This is a genomic window from Synechococcus sp. C9 (assembly GCF_022984075.1).
Lineage (GTDB): Bacteria > Cyanobacteriota > Cyanobacteriia > Gloeomargaritales > Gloeomargaritaceae > Gloeomargarita.
Map to the genome: position 1 here is coordinate 65,689 of NZ_JALAAD010000001.1, position 16,293 is coordinate 81,981.

18 protein-coding genes are annotated in these 16,293 nt (G+C 49.2%); 8 read left to right on the forward strand and 10 right to left on the reverse strand.

Going from position 1 to position 16,293, the window contains the following annotated elements:
• Positions 1-31 precede the first annotated feature (31 nt).
• Complete coding sequence (locus tag MLD66_RS00305) at positions 32-886, reverse strand: alpha/beta hydrolase (protein WP_247214962.1); 855 nt, start codon at positions 884-886, stop codon at positions 32-34.
• 267 nt (positions 887-1,153) lie between these two features.
• A complete protein-coding gene (rpsN, locus tag MLD66_RS00310) occupies positions 1,154-1,456 on the reverse strand; it encodes a 30S ribosomal protein S14 (protein WP_247214964.1) in 303 nt (100 codons plus the stop codon).
• Between the two features lie 123 nt (positions 1,457-1,579).
• Here rpsN and sipA point away from each other — a divergent pair, with 123 nt between their 5' ends.
• Genes sipA through MLD66_RS00330 form a run of 4 tightly spaced genes read left to right on the forward strand, consistent with a single transcriptional unit; the run spans position 1,580 to position 5,725 of the window.
• On the forward strand, positions 1,580-1,798 hold the full coding sequence (sipA, locus tag MLD66_RS00315; RefSeq protein ID WP_247214965.1) for a regulatory protein SipA: 219 nt from the start codon (positions 1,580-1,582) through the stop codon (positions 1,796-1,798).
• Positions 1,795-2,079, forward strand: coding sequence for a DUF3288 family protein (locus MLD66_RS00320; RefSeq protein WP_247214967.1), 285 nt, complete (start codon positions 1,795-1,797; stop codon positions 2,077-2,079). Before sipA ends, MLD66_RS00320 begins: the two co-directional genes overlap by 4 nt.
• A 5-nt stretch (positions 2,080-2,084) precedes the next feature.
• Positions 2,085-2,675, forward strand: coding sequence for a precorrin-6Y C5,15-methyltransferase subunit CbiT (gene cbiT / locus MLD66_RS00325; protein WP_247214968.1), 591 nt, complete (start codon positions 2,085-2,087; stop codon positions 2,673-2,675).
• Entirely contained in the window at positions 2,672-5,725 is a 3,054-nt protein-coding gene (locus tag MLD66_RS00330) for a glycoside hydrolase family 38 C-terminal domain-containing protein (protein ID WP_247214969.1), read from the forward strand. Before cbiT ends, MLD66_RS00330 begins: the two co-directional genes overlap by 4 nt.
• Here MLD66_RS00330 and MLD66_RS00335 read toward each other — a convergent pair.
• The 6 genes from MLD66_RS00335 to MLD66_RS00360 all read right to left on the reverse strand — a co-directional run bounded on the left by MLD66_RS00335 (position 5,711) and on the right by MLD66_RS00360 (position 12,028).
• Positions 5,711-7,063: a DUF3370 domain-containing protein gene (locus MLD66_RS00335; protein WP_247214970.1), complete on the reverse strand. Its 1,353-nt coding sequence runs from the start codon at positions 7,061-7,063 to the stop codon at positions 5,711-5,713. The genes MLD66_RS00330 and MLD66_RS00335 overlap by 15 nt on opposite strands.
• A gap of 244 nt (positions 7,064-7,307) precedes the next feature.
• The gene (locus tag MLD66_RS00340; protein ID WP_247214971.1) at positions 7,308-9,473 is read right to left on the reverse strand and encodes a glycosyltransferase; all 2,166 of its coding nucleotides are present in this window, start codon (positions 9,471-9,473) and stop codon (positions 7,308-7,310) included.
• Positions 9,474-9,478: 5 nt separating this feature from the next.
• The gene (locus tag MLD66_RS00345) at positions 9,479-10,729 is read right to left on the reverse strand and encodes an HlyD family efflux transporter periplasmic adaptor subunit (protein WP_247214972.1); all 1,251 of its coding nucleotides are present in this window, start codon (positions 10,727-10,729) and stop codon (positions 9,479-9,481) included.
• A 269-nt stretch (positions 10,730-10,998) separates the two neighbouring features.
• Positions 10,999-11,391 carry a RidA family protein gene (locus tag MLD66_RS00350; protein WP_247214973.1) on the reverse strand — a complete coding sequence of 131 codons (393 nt, stop codon included), beginning with the start codon at positions 11,389-11,391 and terminating at the stop codon, positions 10,999-11,001.
• On the reverse strand, positions 11,388-11,819 hold the full coding sequence (locus MLD66_RS00355) for an NUDIX hydrolase (protein WP_247214974.1): 432 nt from the start codon (positions 11,817-11,819) through the stop codon (positions 11,388-11,390). The genes MLD66_RS00350 and MLD66_RS00355 overlap by 4 nt, the downstream gene beginning before the upstream one ends.
• Before the next feature lie 2 nt (positions 11,820-11,821).
• Entirely contained in the window at positions 11,822-12,028 is a 207-nt protein-coding gene (locus MLD66_RS00360) for a hypothetical protein (RefSeq protein ID WP_247214975.1), read from the reverse strand.
• 38 nt (positions 12,029-12,066) lie between these two features.
• On the opposite strand from MLD66_RS00360, the gene hisIE reads away from it, so the two are divergent.
• Positions 12,067-12,708, forward strand: a complete 642-nt coding sequence (hisIE, locus tag MLD66_RS00365; RefSeq protein WP_247214976.1) for a bifunctional phosphoribosyl-AMP cyclohydrolase/phosphoribosyl-ATP diphosphatase HisIE — start codon at positions 12,067-12,069, stop codon at positions 12,706-12,708.
• A 42-nt stretch (positions 12,709-12,750) separates the two neighbouring features.
• Positions 12,751-13,128 (forward strand): hypothetical protein, encoded by a 378-nt coding sequence (locus MLD66_RS00370; RefSeq protein WP_247214977.1) that lies wholly within the window; start codon positions 12,751-12,753, stop codon positions 13,126-13,128.
• Positions 13,129-13,235: 107 nt separating this feature from the next.
• Here the strand turns inward: MLD66_RS00370 and MLD66_RS00375 are convergent, their stop codons facing one another.
• Positions 13,236-14,372, reverse strand: a complete 1,137-nt coding sequence (locus MLD66_RS00375) for an FAD-binding oxidoreductase (protein ID WP_247214978.1) — start codon at positions 14,370-14,372, stop codon at positions 13,236-13,238.
• 332 nt (positions 14,373-14,704) lie between these two features.
• Between MLD66_RS00375 and MLD66_RS00380 the strand changes: the two genes are divergently transcribed.
• Both MLD66_RS00380 and MLD66_RS00385 read left to right on the forward strand, forming a co-directional pair.
• A complete protein-coding gene (locus MLD66_RS00380) occupies positions 14,705-14,905 on the forward strand; it encodes a DUF2811 domain-containing protein (protein WP_247214979.1) in 201 nt (66 codons plus the stop codon).
• 41 nt (positions 14,906-14,946) lie between these two features.
• Positions 14,947-15,816 (forward strand): hypothetical protein, encoded by an 870-nt coding sequence (locus tag MLD66_RS00385; RefSeq protein WP_247214980.1) that lies wholly within the window; start codon positions 14,947-14,949, stop codon positions 15,814-15,816.
• Positions 15,817-15,820: 4 nt separating this feature from the next.
• On the opposite strand, the gene MLD66_RS00390 is transcribed toward MLD66_RS00385, so the two are convergent.
• Positions 15,821-16,285: a type IV pilin-like G/H family protein gene (locus MLD66_RS00390; protein ID WP_247214981.1), complete on the reverse strand. Its 465-nt coding sequence runs from the start codon at positions 16,283-16,285 to the stop codon at positions 15,821-15,823.
• Positions 16,286-16,293 lie beyond the last annotated feature (8 nt).

Here is a 16,293-nt window from a genome sequence, read left to right on the forward strand (position 1 = left end):
AGCGGGTCAGGATTCATAGTAAATTGCCGATTCAGGACGCAGTTTGGGGGGTCGCCGTCGCCTGGTTCACCCACAGCCGCACCCGTTGCGCCACCAGTTCCGGGTACTCCAACATGGCAAAATGACCGCAATTGGGCAATTCCCAGACAATCTCCTCCCCAGCGCGAAACCGGGGATGGAAACTCGCCAAATGCCGCACATACAAACAGGGCATGATCTCATCCCGTTGCCCCCCCACCAGGTACAAAGGTTGGGACAAATTACTGACAATTTGCGGCAAACGATGCACTTCTGCCTCCGTGGTCGAGGTGAGCAAGGTGCCCTGAGCCGCCTGGGGACAAGCATTCAGCCAATCCTGCAAGCGTTGTTTGCCCCACTTTATCTCCAAGGGCTTGACCACACTACTGCGGGCAAAGAGCCAACTCCAAAAGGGCAAAAATTGTAACCACCGGGGACGCAACCGCACCAACTGCACTCCCACCTGGCGAAATCGGTCAAATTCTGGCTGGAGATAAATGCCCCCGCCCGCATTCACCCCAATCACCCCCGCCACCCGATCCGGCAATTGCGCCGCCGCCAGCAGCGCCAAACTCCCCCCCAAGGAATGCCCCACCAACCAACAGTGATTGATCCCCAAATGGGTTAATAATTCTGCCAAATCTTCCACATAGCTATCCAGGGTAAATTCAGCCGTTTTAATGGTGGGTTGGGATGCACCAAAGCCCCGTAAATCATAACTTAAACAAGTAAAATCAGTTTTTAATAAATCAATCAAGGGTTGCCAATAATGACGGCTCAAAAGCCAGCCGTGTAGAAATACCAAAACCGTACCCTCACCCACTAAATCATACTGATGAGGCACGCCTCGAATGCTAATAATTGGCATGGGAACAGGATTTACCAAATTACATTTAGGACAGCTCTGTTTATTCAGAACCAGAGACGAAGGCTCAACCCCTGCAATCTCCTATTCAATGAATAGAGGTGCCCTTTAGTATCATGATCCAGTTTATCCCATAGCAATCGCTTTCAATACTACTGGTGGCGAAACGATTAAGCGAACAAAGATTTAGAAAAACTAAATTTTGAAATTGTGCGCCTGGGATCGCCTATCAATTGATAGATGTACTAACAAAGCTATTGTCCCTAAATCCTACCAACTGGACTTGGTAATCCCAGGGAGCAAGCCCTGATGCGCCATTTCCCGCAGGGCATTCCGGCACAGACCAAAATCCCGGAAATAGCCCCGGGGACGACCGGTTGCCCAACAGCGATTCCGCAGACGGTTGGGGGCACTGTTGCGGGGCAGGCGTTGCAGTTGGCGGTGCAGTTCTAGCCGCTCTTCCCAGGTTTCCGCTACGGTAAACTCAAATTTGAGTTGTTCCCGCCGCTCCCGGTACTTATCTACCAGCTTTTGCCGCCGCTTTTCCCGCTCGACCATGCTTTTTTTTGCCATAACCCCGCCGTTATTATCAAAATCACATTTTTCAATCTTATATAAACTAATTGCTTACCGTCAAGAGTCTGAGTGAGGCGGAAATGGTTGTACCCTAGATTAGAGAGTGGAACGACCTGATTCATGGCGACGTTTCGGACTGGTCAACGGGTGCGGATTGTGCGTTTGCCTGCCTATGTGAAAACGGCGGAACCCATGCCCATGTTGCGTCCACCCAGCGTGATTGCCTTGGGGGAGGAGGGGGTGATTTTGGCGTACAACCCCGGTGGGGATTGGAGTGTGCGGTGTCAGCGGGGTGCCTTTTTGCTGGGAGAAGCCTATCTGGAGGCGGTGGAACCATGAATGCGGGGAAAGACCAAAGCCATCCGCTTTACCATACGGATCGGCAGGTGGTGGATCAATTGCTAATCAGCGAACCCAGCGACCACGCCCTCGCCGAGTGGGCACGCCTGCAAATTCGTTACCAACATTTCCCCGGTGCCCGGGACATTCAGCGGGATTTGACCGCCACTTTGACTCGGTGGGGACTCTCTCAGGAGGAGGTATTTCAACGTACCCGTGCCATTCACCGCCAGGGCAAGGTCTATCGCAGTCGCGTCGTCAGCCAAGAGGACTGGAATTAGGTCCTATGACGTGGGCTTACGTTACCGCCGGGATTCCTGATGATGCCTTCGAGCGACTTCCAGGGATTCCCATGAGCAAACGGGAGTCCCGTGTCCTGATTTTGTCCCAACTTTGTCTGAAAAAAAACTCGATTCTCTGGGACATTGGGGCGGGTACAGGTACGGTGGCGGTGGAGTCAGCATTATTTTGTACAGAAGGTCAAGTCATTGCCATCGAGCGGGATGAGGAGGTGGTGGGCTTAATTCAGCGCAATGGCGAGCGATTTGCGGTCAAGAATATGTCCATTATTGCCGGTCATGCGCCGGACTGTTTGCCAGGGATTATGCCCCGTCCGGATCGGATTTTTTTGGAGGGGGGGCGACCGGTGGAGGTGGTACTGCGAGCCGCTTGGGATTGCCTGCAGGATGGGGGTCGGTTGGTGACGGCGACCAATAGTTTGGAAAATTTTTATGGAATGATCCAAACCTTGGGGGCACTGCAAGCCCGCAAAATTGAGGTGATTCAATCGGCGGTCAATCGGTTAGAAACCCGTGGGATGCAACAGGTTTTGGTGGCACTTGACCCGATTTTTATCCTCAGTGGTGAAAAACCATGAATGGGCGGGATAAAATTCAGGCTCTACTTACAAAAATCAGCCGTCTGCAATACCCGGAACGATACGAGTTAAACACCTGGCAAATCGCCCCTGAAGACCAACCAGGTAATTTGCAAGATATAACAATACCCACAGCTTGGGGCGGCTATGATCAAACCATTTGGTGGTATAAAAAAGTAACTTTGCCACAAACCTGGACGAATCAAAAAATCGCACTCCGTATGGATATACCGGAAGGTTTAGTATTCATCAATAATCGAGCATATCATGGAATTGATATAAATCATCCAGAAATTATTTTACCTACAGAGATTTTCCCGGAATTTACCATCCAAATTCAAGCCTATAGCGGGCGCAAACAGGAGCCAAATTTATGCCAGTTTAGCGAATTGGTCAGAGTCTGTCCAGAAGCTGAAAAAATTTATACCTGGTTAGAACATTTACTTACCATGAGTGATGAGCATACCTGGGTGGAAAAGGGGTTAGAAAATTTAGCCAATTGTAACCCTGAGAAGGAATTAAATCTCTCGGAATTAAGTGCCCAATTATGCCATAATTTACGCATCAATTCAGGACCAGAACCTACACCACAAATTTATTTAATAGGACATTCGCATATTGATATTGTTTGGTTGTGGACGCTCAAAGAAACCCGCCGTAAACTCGCTCGCACCTTCACAACTGCACTGCATCTGATCCAGGAGTTCCCTGATTTTAGTTTCATGCAAGGGCAAGTCCAACTCTATGTTTATCTTAAACAAGATTATCCTGAACTTTATCAACACATTCAAACCCAAGTAAGATTAAAAAAATGGCACATTGAAGGAGCCGTATGGGTTGAACCAGATGGTAATTTAATCAATGGGGAATCTTGGGTCAGACAACTTGTTTATGGTAAAAGATTTTTTCAGCAGGAATTTAATACCAATTGCCAAATTCTTTGGTTGCCCGATACCTTTGGCTATCAGGGTAATTTACCTCAAATACTACAACAAGCGGGAGTAAATTACTTTTTTACAACCAAACTGAATTGGAATGATACGGGTGAATTTCCCTTGGATTCTTTTTGGTGGGAAGGTATTGACGGTACGCAAGTGTTAGCCCATCAACCGCCCGTAGGACTAGAAGGGTTATTGAGTATCAAAGATTTGGATAAAATGGGTCGTCAATATCAACAAAAAAGTGTAGCACCGGTGGTTTTACAAACCTTTGGCTATGGGGATGGCGGTGGCGGTGTCACTCGTAAACATCTGCAAATTTATGAATTAACTCAACCATTAAATCTACCATTTCCCCACCATATTTCTCACCCAATCGAATTTTTTCAGGCATTAGAGCAATATGGGGAGCATTTGCCAATTTGGCGGGGAGAACTATACTTAGAAAAACATCGGGGTACTTATACTACTCATAGTCGAACTAAGCAACTCCACCGGCAAGCTGAACGGGAGTTATATATCACTGAATTACTGGCAACATTAAGCTGGTTGCGTGGTGAACCATATCCTCGTGAATTGCTGGAAGATACTTGGAAATTGCTACTCCTGCAACAGTTCCATGATATTTTGCCTGGTACATTTATCCCAGATGCCTATCCCCAAATTCTTCGGGATTTTGAGCGGATTTTTGAGCAGTTATCATTGATTCGTGAAGAGGTTTGGAAGCACTTAAAAATTCACCCATCCCAACCCAATACATGGACAGTTTTTAATCCCATTCATGCCCAGGAAAATGTTTATGTGATTTTAACCTTACCGGAATCGGATTTAGAACCTATCGTCAATCAAATTTTATTGAAGATCGATGGTCAAGCAATTCCCCATCAACTATTACATGAATCGAGTCCAATTCCCAGTTTATATTCAAAGGGTAATCAAGCTAGAAATATACTATGTTGCCTACCTAGATTAGAGGCGTTTAGCTTTGCAGAAATTAAACTTGAAGTTACCCATCAATTAGCCATTAATCATGGGGAATTACAAGTACAACTGAATAAGCTAGAAAATAATTCCCTAAAATTAGTTTTAGATTCCCAAGGTAATTTGACTGAACTATGGGATAAACGTTTAGAAAAAAATCTTTTATCTCCAGAGCAAACAGGTGGGGAACTAAAGATATTTCTTGACCGACCAAAACAATGGGAAGCCTGGGATATAGATGCGAATTACGCTACCTATCCATCCCCGGATATAAAATTAGTTTCTACCCAAATTATTGAACAAGGTATATTACGCTGTGGCATTGAGTTTAGTTACACAGTTCAGAATGACATAGGTTTATCATGCCAGATTAGCAAATCCATTTATTTATATCACGATTCCCCATTTGTAGAATTTTTTATTGATGTGGATTTAACGAATAACCAATACGCTCCATTTATCATGAAAATTTTATTTCCCTTAGCATTAAACTGCGAACAAGCCAGGTTTGATATTCCCTTTGGACTGATTCAACGTTCGACCAGTAACCCCGTTCAATTTGAAGTTCCCGCACTCAGTTGGGCAGATTTATCTATCAATGACTGGGGGGTGAGTTTACTAAGTCGTGATAAATATGGGTTTAACGTTACTTCTAATACGCTGGGGTTAACCTTACTGCGAGTCGCCCATTATCCTCATCCCATTGAGCCTTGGCATTTAACTGATACCGAGATTACTGATGTGGGCATTCATCAATTTTGTTTCCGTTTGTACCCTCATCCTGGTGGTATTAATACTGCTCAAACGATACATAAAGCTCAAGAATTTCTCTATCCGCCCCTAGTCTTTCCAGGTAGTTTACAGCAAAGCATTCCCCAAATCATTCGCTTTAATGCCCCTAATCTAGTAGTTGGTTGTGTGAAAAAAGCGATGGATTGTGATGGTATGATTATCCGTATTTATGAAGCGTATGGGGAGGCAGTTCGTGCAGAAATTCAACCCCAATTCCGTGTACGAGAAACTTGGGAATGTGACCTACTCGAAAATCGTTTAAATTTGCTACCAAATCCTGAATTATTTACAGTAAATTTCACACCCTTTATGCTCAAGACTTTTTTACTCATTCCCTGAATTTGGCTCAGTTAAAATGGTCAACATTTGGGGGGGCGTGGCATCGGGGGGATAGAGTAAACTCACCTGCACGAGACGTTTCTGCCCCGGAGCGATATTCATGGTTACCAAAGGTTCCGCCTTTTGCCCTCGCTGTAAAACCAAGTGACTATCCCGTACTCTCGGCAGTCCCGTATCGTCAATGTAGCGCACTCGTACTGTACCCCGAAAAAAAATCTGGCGAGCCGGTGGTTGCCAAAACCGTAACCCGCCCTCATTGACATCCGTTTTTAGGGGGGATTCCAACCCCACCACGACCCGTTGGGTTGCTGACTGGCGATTCACCAGCGGCAAGGTTAAACTGTACTGTATAATGTAATTACCATGACTGCGGTAAGCAGTGTCGGGATAGCGCACCAGCATGGGGGCGGTTTGGTCTTGTCCTGTGCCCATACGTCCCCGTACCAGCAAGCTGATCCCATAGGAAATTGCCCTGCCCGGTGCCGGAATTGCCAGGGTATTTTGAGCAGGGTCGGTTAAATTTGCCTGCCAACGGGTGCCCAACGCTACCCCACTCACCCGCCCGTAGCGGAACTGTCCAGGGGGGACATCGAGGGGAGTCGGAGCCAAATCCCGAGGACCAGCCAAATTGCCTTGCCGCAGTATATTTTGCCAACGTTGTAAGCTGGGGGGTGTCTCGGTACCATCCGGCTCAAGGGTGGCGAACAAGCCCAAGCTGGCGGCATAAACTGGTTGATCCGCATACAAACGCAGGACAACGGAGCGGGCATTGCGGGTCACTCCTACCTTTTGGGTGGGAATGGGTTGGTTCAGCAGTACCCGTTCGGTGCCGGGGGGAATGGTCAGGGAGGTCAGCCCCAAATCTTGCCGCCCACCCCGGAGCAGGAAATCCGTCAGACGACTACCGGGACCGCTATACACCCAGCCCAGGGGATTGGGCACCAGGTCGGGGAGGGTGATGAATCCGGCATCGGGACGGGTCAAAAAACTAGCGGCTTGGCGTACCGTTACAGTGGCAGGGCGCTTGCCGGGATTGCCAACGATAAAACCTAAATAAAATGTGCGGTCATCTTTGGCACCGATGGAATCAGCCAAATGGTGCAAAAAAACAGCAAATTCCCCATGAAACTGATAATTCAAATGCGCCTGGGGGTTTTGCATCCCTTGGGGTGGAAATGTGGATAATAAAATACCTTCAGTAAAGACCAATTCCGGGCTATTGCTATTAAATAAAGGCACTTGGTTTAATCGTCCAGGTAAGGGTCGCACTTCCTGGGGACGGAATAATTCCTGTACCGTTGGGGCTTGGGCAATGATCGGCAAAAACAACGCAACCACTCCAGGATGTCTCTATGAATTTAGAATATAACAATCTCAGACGATTTATGTAAATAATGGATACAAGACCCCTCAGAACTAATGCGGGGCAGGGTTCTTTCAAGATTATATAGCAAGCCTAAATGAGAATGGGATAGAGGTCGCAGGGGCACCGCCCCCGTACTTGGTTCTGGGGAATTTTTGTATGTCCACGGAACGCAAGTTAACGTTAATCAAGTAGGATTGCCATAGCCTATTTATGAAATCAAAACAATTTACCTCTGGCTGTCAAGGGATAAAAGCGAACTACGGATAACAACATAGCCCATAAGGTTTGAATTTCGGGAACTTTTACTTCCTGCCATTGATACGGCTGGCAATATAAGTAGGGGATTAACCAGCGCATGGTTGCAATATCCCACTGGGTAAATTTTAGACCTATTTTAGCTCTGCCTTCATGGTCGTGATAAATACGTGTGGGTTTAGCCATGAAGCTGAGACCGGCAATGGGGCTAGGCTGAATAAACTCCAATCTTCCAGAGGAGAAATAACGATAGGGAAAATGCTCTACAAAAATTAAAGCTCCACCTTCAGAAATATTCATCGTCATGCCTAAAAATATTTCATCGTTGATGATTAACCGACAAGGCTCTTGCCGAGGGAAACGAACATGACCTCTTTGGGGAACATCAATAGCTGACATAATACAAATCATTAATAGTATTGAGTTATATGTAACCCAAACAATATTAATCGCTAAACTGTCTGGATTAACATTGGTATCTCTAAAATTCATGATATGTCTAAGCAGACCCAGAACCGATAGAATGATTACGGCTAGAAGAGGACGGATCAAAATCCAGTTAATGCGTATTTTATTGGGATCAGTATTGCCTTTTGGGGTCACCTTGAACGGCTTATTATAGGGATTGATTAAAGTCGTAACAATAGTAATTGCTAAGGGCAGACATATTAAGGTTTCATAGACATCTGACCAGAACACAGACCGGCGATTTTCAGTCAGCCAAGAAAAACACATCACCCCGCTAATCCAGTAGGGTAAATAAAAGAACAAAATTTCATTAATCGTAGCCCGTAGAGGGGCAATATCAAATAATAAGTAAGCTAAAGGGAAAAAGAGAAACATCACCCGGGGGATGGAGAGTAACCAATAGATAATGCCCAGGGAGTGGGAGATTCTTTGCCACCATTTTAGGTTGGGAATTGTAAAAAAATTCCACCGAGAAAATACCAACTGCAAAGTGCCCTGACACCAGCGCAATCTCTGACTAACAAATGCCCCAATTGTTTCAGGAGCTAAACCTGCCGAAAGAGCTTCATTCAAGTACTTTACTTTGTACCCAAGTGCCTGCATTTTCAAACCCGTGAAATAATCCTCGGTAATGCTATCCGTAGGAATGCCACCAATTTCATCCAAAGCAGAGCGACGTACTACAAAGCAACTGCCACAGCAAACCACAGAATCAAGAAAATCTCGACTGGGTTGGATATACCGAAAAAATAAGGTTTGTTCATTGTTGACAATTCCCTCTAAGCCGAGATTGACCGAAATGGGGTCTTCATTAAAAAAATTCTGGGGAGTTTGTAACAAGGCGGTCTTGGGGTCTTGGAAAAAGCCAACAGTGCGTTGTAAAAAATTCGTACAAGGCACAAAATCCGCATCAAATACAGCGACTAGCTCACCATGAACACTCGGAAGTGCATGATTGATATTGCCAGCTTTGGCATGACGATTATCAGGGCGGTCACGATACCCGCAACCTAAATCCTTAGCCAATTGCCGAACCTCTGGTCGCCTGGTATCATCAAGTAAATAAATTTTTTTATTCGGATAATCCATTGCCTGACAACCAATCACGGTTCTTCTTAAAATTTCTACCCCTTCATTATAAGTGGGGATCAATACATCCACTGAAGGTAAATAACGACCTTCTAAAACGGCTTTGCTCCACTGATCGGCTTCCTGGGAGCGGTCAATTTGGAAAATGTTGTGTAGGTAAAAAAAGATGGAATTGAGCAGTGATAAACATTCACCAAAAAATAGAGTAATGGAGAGGGATGTGGTCAGAGCATCATCCAGATTCAAGCTCCCAAAGAATCGCCAGAGTAAGTAACGTAAGCCCCAAAAAGCTGTTACCAAACTAACGATGGCTCTACTGAGAGTATTGGGCTTAGGAAATAGCTCTTTTAATAAAAAAGTAAAAGATAGCCATACTAGAGCGGGCAGTAATAGTGATTCCAAAGCAGAGCTACTTGGACGAAAAATGATCATCCCTCCCTGCCAAATATCAAGCCATTTTGATAAAAGGATATTGAAGTCAAAACTGAAAAGTAATACGGCTACCAGACTGATAAAACCGAGAAGTAGTAAATAACTATCCAACTTATCTAAATTAAAGATATTTTTCATGGTCGCTAAGGGAAAATCACCTCAACACTCTGCCCCACACTACAAAACCTCCCTCCGGCAAGTGCCTCACCATGGTCATCTAAAGTGACTTGTACTTCTAGCTCATTTCTCACGAATTCGTCTGGCGGTACAGCCACATCCGCACCTGCCGTAATCCTGCCGACCCCGCCCCGAATCGAGCGCACCCATCCCCGATAAATCCTATTGGAACCATCCAAAAGTCTTACTTCTGCGGGCTGTCCTAAGCGTAGTTTGCGATTCGCTCGTTCTGAAACCAAGGCAGTTGCCCAAACCTCATGACAATCGAGCAATTGCAAAATAGCCGTTCCCGTATTGACAGGCACGCCCAATTCTCCGGTACGAATATTTACAGACCAAACAACTGCCCTAACTGGGCTTTCCAATTTGGCTGACCGTTGCAAATTTAATTGCAGTTGAGCCTTGCGTAATTCTTGCTCCAAAGTCAGGACAGAAACTTCTAGTTGACGCTTTTCTTGGATTAAATCCGTAATTTCCTGTTGCAGGTCTAATAAGCGAATCTGGGGAAAACTAAACGTGCGGGCGGAATCGAGTTGTAAACCCTGCTGTATTGCGGTGAGGGCACTTAGGCTTCGATCTACCTCAGCTTGGCGACTGGCGACTAGGGCTGAGGCAGCTTTCATTTCGGCAAGGGCTTGATCGGCTCTCTGCTGGGAAACCGCCCCTTCTTCAGCCAGACGGGTAAATCTTTGGGCTTCTTTACGGGCTAGTTCTAAATTAGCCTGCGCTTGCTTTAGTTCACTACGGGCACGCTCTACATTGGCACGAAAAAAATCAATATCTAAGCTGATTTGACTCTGAGTTTTTTTAGTTAAAAAATCAGCAAGTCTTTGGCGGGCGTTCAGGCGCTCATTCACAGATTTCAGTTGATTTTGAGTGAGTCGTAATCTGCTGTTTAAGTTCTCCACATCAATGGCGATTTGGGGATTCCGTTCATTGGTAATTGAGCCAATTAAGAAACCCTTGGGTAGTACACTACCTACATTAATTCGCTCTAAATGGAGGGTGCCAGTAATCGGTGCATAGATGGTAATCAGTTCAGCGTTGATATAACCGACACGACTAATGACTCTGGTTTGTCTCTGCCAGAATAAATAACCGGCAAATATCATCAGTCCTGCACCAAAGAGAATGCGAAACCAACGAAAAAATTTACGCCGTAGATTGTTTTCGACAGCAGTTTCTTGCGGTTTATTCTGAAACAGGGTTGGTGGCATCTGATGTTAATAGTTTTGGAGAGGACACAATCGAAGCGATGAAAACAAAACTCTGGAACTGTGGCTCAGTACAGGACCAAAAATAAGCGAACCGCTGATCAATTTGTTTATACTAGCCCATTTCGCTCAAGGTGACAACCCGTATAGGGATTACAGATGATTCATGTGATTCAAAGGGTTATTAACAACCAGAATAAAGTTATTATTCCCCTAACCAATAACTCCTTAAACATAAAGTTTTTCTCACAATTCATATAAAAATTTAATGACTAACTTGAAGGAAGTATGGCAATTGCATCAATTTCGACCCGGGCATCTTTAGGCAAACGGGCGACCTGCACACAGGCTCTGGCGGGGGCATATCCATCAGAAAAATATTCCCCGTACACTTGATTCACGGCACTAAAATCCCCTAAATCTACTAAATAAATCGTGGTTTTTACCACCTGTTGCCAACCACAACCCGCCGCTTTCAAGACCGCCCCTAAATTTTCCATCACCTGTCGGGTTTGCAGGGTAATCTCATCCCCCACCATTTGCCCCTGGCTATTGAGGGGAATTTGCCCGGATAGAAATACGAATGTTCCCTGGGCTTGAATCGCTTGCCGATAGGGACCAATGGGAAGGGGGGCAGTAGGGGTTTGAATGGGTTGGGGGTTCATGGTTGGGGGGCAATACCGTAGTAACGAAATTGGTAATAATCGTGCAGGATTTGGCTGTGGTCAAAGCAGAGGGGATGGGGTAGTTCCCAGGGTAAAAAAATCCCCACGTTTTTGGCATCGTCTCCCGCTTGGGGCGCACCGGTGGCAGTGGCAATAAATACGGTGGCAATCGTGTGTTGGCGGGGGTCCCGTTGGGGGTCCGAATAGGTGTGAAATTGGCGAACCAACTGCACCGTTAAACCCGTTTCTTCCTGGGCTTCCCGCCGAGCCGCCTGCGCTAGGGTTTCCCCGTAGTCCACAAATCCGCCGGGGATGGCCCAACCCAAGGGTTCGTAGTGTCGTTCCACCAAGACGAGGGGGCGGTGGGGACGGTCCAGCAATTCGATCAGGATGTCCACCGTGGGGGCGGGGTTGCGGGGCGGGGTCACGCCTATTCCTCCTGCATATCCACATAAAGTTGGCGCAGTTGGTCGGTCAATTCTTGCCCCATCTGGTCAATAAATTCCCCGGCTTGGTTTTCGTCCATCCCATACCGTTCGCTCACATCCGGGTCGAGGAGATAGTCCCGCAGGCTTTCTAGCATAATTTCCGCCATTTCCTCCGCAAATTGATCCGCTGTGTTGGTATAGGGTGCCATACAGTAGAAGGAGTAAACATCATCTTTTTATTGTTACCATGCCCCAGCAGTTCCGCCTATCCTTGGATGTGATTAAGTTTAATGAACAGGGCTTGGTGCCAGCGATTATCCAGGACTACTTGGACGGGGTGGTGCTGATGTTTGCCTGGATGAACCGGGAATCTCTGCAAAAAACCCTGGAAACCGGGCGCACTTGGTTCTACAGCCGTTCCCGCCAAGCCCTCTGGCCCAAGGGGGAAACCTCCGGTCACGTCCAATGGGTGCGGTGGTGGCGCTATGACTGTGACCACGATGCCCTGTTAATCGGTGTCGAACAGGTGGGGGATATTGCATGCCACAAGGGGGAACGCAGTTGTTTCCATCTGATTGACGAACCCCATGCGCCTGCCCATCTACCGCCGGGGGATATGGTTGCCCAACTGTACGAGGTGATTTGCCAGCGCCGGGATCAACCCCAGGAGGGTTCCTACACCAGCCATCTGTTCACGGGGGGGGACAACCGGATTTTGAAAAAATTGGGGGAAGAAACCGCCGAATTGATCATGGCGTGTAAAGACCGGGAACCAGAAGCGATTGCCAGTGAATGTGCGGATGTGCTGTACCATACCCTGGTGGCTTTGGCGGCGTATCAGGTGCCCTGGCGGGCGGTTTTGCAGGAGTTGCAGCGGCGCCGTCGGTGATACAGTAGGCAAGTAATTTCCCTTTTTTCTGAGGAGTGTCCCATGTTGCGTCATCTGCTTCCCTTCCTGCCGGTTGTTTTCACGAGTACCGTGGCTGTTGCCCAACCCCGTACCTTCAATGTGCCGGTGCAACGGGGCATCACGGTGAGCCTGACGAATAATACGGGTCAGCCGGTGAGCATCGAGGTGCCTGGGCGGATTGGTGCCCGTACGTTACCAAACCGTGCCGCCCTCACCCTGCTTCTTAAACCCAATGAGAGTGTGCTTTACACAACCACGGGGAATTTCCTGATCCGTGCCGCCGCCAGTTTCAATGCTCCCCGCAACACGTTGAATTTGGTTCTAACCGAAACCCGCTCGATTGGGCAGGACACCCGCAGTGTGTTCATTGACCCCAGGAACCAGATATTGATTTTCTAAATTTGCTAATGGGCGCTTCTAAAAATAGGTCGCAGGGGTGTAGCCCCCGTCGGGTATGCCAGCGAGATAAACTTCAATGGGTGCCAATCAATAGAGGTACCCTTAATCTAATCCCACAACCAACGCCCGGGGTTGAACCGATGCTGGGGGTCTAATTGGTCTTTGACCCGGCGCATTAACGCCAAACTATTGCCCCGCACATCCCAACGGTTGGGAATCGCTGGACCGCACACCACACTCACAAAGCCTTCAGGGTAAACAAATTGCCGGATTTTGGTGACCAGGGCTTCCACATCGGCGGGTAGTGGTGTTAGGACAGCCCACCCCAACCCCACCCCACTGTGCATTTGTACCCAGGCGTGGGGGGCAATCTGCTGGAGATAAGTCACCAGGGCAACGGTACGGGTGGGCAATACGCCAATTTTTAGTAAAAGCTGGGGTTGCGTCCCCGGCAGGCTGAGATGACGGGTTAACTGTTCCCCCGTCGCCGGGTCAAGTTCCTGCACCGCCGCCCCGGTCAACACCTGGGGCAATCGTGCCACCTGTTCCGCCACCGCCACGGCTGTCCCCCGCAGTTCCAACCACAAACCCATCTGCGCCGGATAGCCCAATTGCGCCACCAGAGGGGCGGAGAGCACATCCCAAGCCGTGGGTTGCAACGCCGAGTCCAACAGCCCCTGCCGCCATTGCTCCAAGTCCTCCCCCTGGATGAGAAAACTCCGGGTCACGGGGGGAAGGGGATACAGACGCAAGGTCGCCTGGGTAATACAGCCCAAGGTGCCCCAGGAGCCGGTCAGCAGTTTCATCAGGTCGTAACCCGCCACATTTTTCACCACCTGCCCCCCCGCTTTGGTCTGGGCACCGTCCGGGCGCACCCAGCGAATCCCCAATACCCCATCCCGCACCCCGCCATACCGTTGCCGCCACGCCCCCGCATCCGCCGTCGCCATAATGCCCCCAACCGTCGCCTGGTCTGGGTACAGGGGTTGCACCGCCCAAAACTGCCCCTGCGCCGCCAACACGCTCCGTAAATCTACCCACTTCACCCCCACTTCCACCGTCACGACCAAATCCGCCACCTCGTAATTTAGAATACGATTTAATGCGGCTGTACTAATGGTTATCCCCACCGAATCTCGCTGATTACCCCAATGGGCTTTGCTGTTTTGCCCTGCCAAGTGTACCGCCTGCGCCCCGGATTGCCGCAAAATTTCCCCCAGTTCCGCCCCGCTCGCCGGTCGCATCGTCACACGAATTGTAATAATTTTTCACATTTTGCCCAGGTTATCCCCAGGTTATCCCCAGTTATCCCCAAGTTATCCACAGGTTGTCCCCAGTTATCCACAGGCTCTAGCGTTATTATCCCCATTCCAGCCCCCCCTGTGGATAACTTTTCCCTGTAACGGAATGTAACAAAAATCCGCCTCAAACCCCGTGTTCTCGTTAAGCATTGAGAATTATTACAAAACCGGATGATTGAGCGAATTTGACAGCCTGGCTTGGTTTCGGCTGAAATAGCTTCAGGTAAGAGCCGTCGAATTTGTAAAAAATTTGTAACGTTACGGGGCAAAGAATTATGAGTGGTCGGGTGGTGGTGCGGGCGGAGATTCCGGGGGAATTGCATGAGAGTTTGGAGGGGTATTTAGCCAAGCATCCCGATTGGGATGTGCATCGGGTGTGCAGTGCGGCATTGTCCCTGTTTTTACTTCAGAATGCGGAGAGTGACCGGCGGGTGGCGCGGGTTTATTTGGATACCCTATTTCGGGTGCCCCGGTAGGCGGGGTATAACTGGAGTGGTGTCTGCGGAGCCTAAAGACCATGTTGCGATTTCTGGTATTATCGCCGGGTACGAGCGTTGAGCAGTTGTGGCTGTTTCCCCTGTTACGCAGTTTGAGTCAAACCCCGGCGCAGGTGGATGTGGTGGTGGCTCCGGCGGTCATGTCCCTGTACCAGCTTTGCCCTTGGGTGACCCGGGGGTTGCCCTACGAGTACGGTAGCCGCAACAGTCTCACCGAGTGGGTGAATTTGTTGGGGATGGTGCGGGATGGTTATTACGATGGGGTGGTGCTGACCCGTCCCAGTGCCAATTTGAGTTTTTTGCTGTGGCTGAGTGGGGTGCGGGAGCGGGTGGGGTTTGCCGGGGCGGGACAACGGTGGTTGACCCAGGTGGTGACCCCGAAGCCGGAGCAATATCCCCCGGAGTATTACCACGATTTGACGAGGGGGTTGGGGTTGCAGGTGTCCTGTGGGGAACTGGCGGTACAAATTCCCGGGGCGGCGGTGGCTTGGGCGGAACAGCAACAGCGGCAGTTGGGTATCGAAGCCGGGTATGTCCTGCTGGTGGCGGACTCTGCCTATCCCCATTGGGGGCAGGTGGCGGCGCAGTTGCAACAGCAACAACCGGATTTACCCCTGGTGGCGTTGGGGGGGGCGATGGATATTCCCACCCTGGTGCCAGAGGATGAGAGCCAACAAGCCGCCCTTTTGGCGGGGGCAACCCTGGTGCTGGTCAGCGAAGCCCAACCCCTGCTTTTGCAATTGGCGGTGGCGGTGCAAACCCCGGTGGTGGCTTTGTTATCGGCGGCAACACCCGAGCGGTTTTTGCCAACCTCGGAACTGTGTATTCCCCTGCGGGCGGGCACTTTGGCGGCAATTTCCCCGCAACAGGTGGTGCAGGCGTTGGGATAGATTTTTATAAATCAAAGGGTCCATCCACAATCACCGTCCCATCCCCACAGGCAATTTGCCCCTTGCGGGTGGTGGGGTCCGCCCCGGGACGAAAGACTGGGTCGGCGGGGCGAAAACGCCCTGGGGTGCGGGCTTCACAGACCACCATCGTCATATTGTTGGGACCAGCGGCGGCTTGGTCAATAAAAATGGCACTCACCAGGGGACGGCGGGCTGGGGTCGTGGGAATGCCGTAAATAAACGCCCCCCGCACCGTTGTCCGAATCGCATAGGTGTACCCGGATACCAAGCGCACCCCCGCAATCTGCTCCAGGGGGGAAAACGCCGCCGTAAACCTGCCATTACGCTGGTGATAGGTCTTTTGCGCCCGGGTGATGGCACTCAGGGGTCGCCAAGGGACGGGTTGCGCCTGAACCGCACCAGCAATCACCGCACTGCCCATGATGCCCCACACCACTCCGATTTTCATCAGCCTGT

What these genes read in the sequence shown, in the direction of transcription:
- MLD66_RS00305 (WP_247214962.1), bottom strand. Translation starts at nt 886, where the DNA reads ATGCCAATTATTAGCATTCGAGGCGTGCCTCATCAGTATGATTTAGTG.
- rpsN (WP_247214964.1), bottom strand. Translation starts at nt 1,456, where the DNA reads ATGGCAAAAAAAAGCATGGTCGAGCGGGAAAAGCGGCGGCAAAAGCTG.
- sipA (WP_247214965.1), top strand. Translation starts at nt 1,580, where the DNA reads ATGGCGACGTTTCGGACTGGTCAACGGGTGCGGATTGTGCGTTTGCCT.
- MLD66_RS00320 (WP_247214967.1), top strand. Translation starts at nt 1,795, where the DNA reads ATGAATGCGGGGAAAGACCAAAGCCATCCGCTTTACCATACGGATCGG.
- cbiT (WP_247214968.1), top strand. Translation starts at nt 2,085, where the DNA reads ATGACGTGGGCTTACGTTACCGCCGGGATTCCTGATGATGCCTTCGAG.
- MLD66_RS00330 (WP_247214969.1), top strand. Translation starts at nt 2,672, where the DNA reads ATGAATGGGCGGGATAAAATTCAGGCTCTACTTACAAAAATCAGCCGT.
- MLD66_RS00340 (WP_247214971.1), bottom strand. Translation starts at nt 9,473, where the DNA reads ATGAAAAATATCTTTAATTTAGATAAGTTGGATAGTTATTTACTACTT.
- MLD66_RS00345 (WP_247214972.1), bottom strand. Translation starts at nt 10,729, where the DNA reads ATGCCACCAACCCTGTTTCAGAATAAACCGCAAGAAACTGCTGTCGAA.
- MLD66_RS00350 (WP_247214973.1), bottom strand. Translation starts at nt 11,391, where the DNA reads ATGAACCCCCAACCCATTCAAACCCCTACTGCCCCCCTTCCCATTGGT.
- MLD66_RS00360 (WP_247214975.1), bottom strand. Translation starts at nt 12,028, where the DNA reads ATGGCACCCTATACCAACACAGCGGATCAATTTGCGGAGGAAATGGCG.
- hisIE (WP_247214976.1), top strand. Translation starts at nt 12,067, where the DNA reads ATGCCCCAGCAGTTCCGCCTATCCTTGGATGTGATTAAGTTTAATGAA.
- MLD66_RS00370 (WP_247214977.1), top strand. Translation starts at nt 12,751, where the DNA reads ATGTTGCGTCATCTGCTTCCCTTCCTGCCGGTTGTTTTCACGAGTACC.
- MLD66_RS00375 (WP_247214978.1), bottom strand. Translation starts at nt 14,372, where the DNA reads ATGCGACCGGCGAGCGGGGCGGAACTGGGGGAAATTTTGCGGCAATCC.
- MLD66_RS00380 (WP_247214979.1), top strand. Translation starts at nt 14,705, where the DNA reads ATGAGTGGTCGGGTGGTGGTGCGGGCGGAGATTCCGGGGGAATTGCAT.
- MLD66_RS00385 (WP_247214980.1), top strand. Translation starts at nt 14,947, where the DNA reads ATGTTGCGATTTCTGGTATTATCGCCGGGTACGAGCGTTGAGCAGTTG.
- MLD66_RS00390 (WP_247214981.1), bottom strand. Translation starts at nt 16,285, where the DNA reads ATGAAAATCGGAGTGGTGTGGGGCATCATGGGCAGTGCGGTGATTGCT.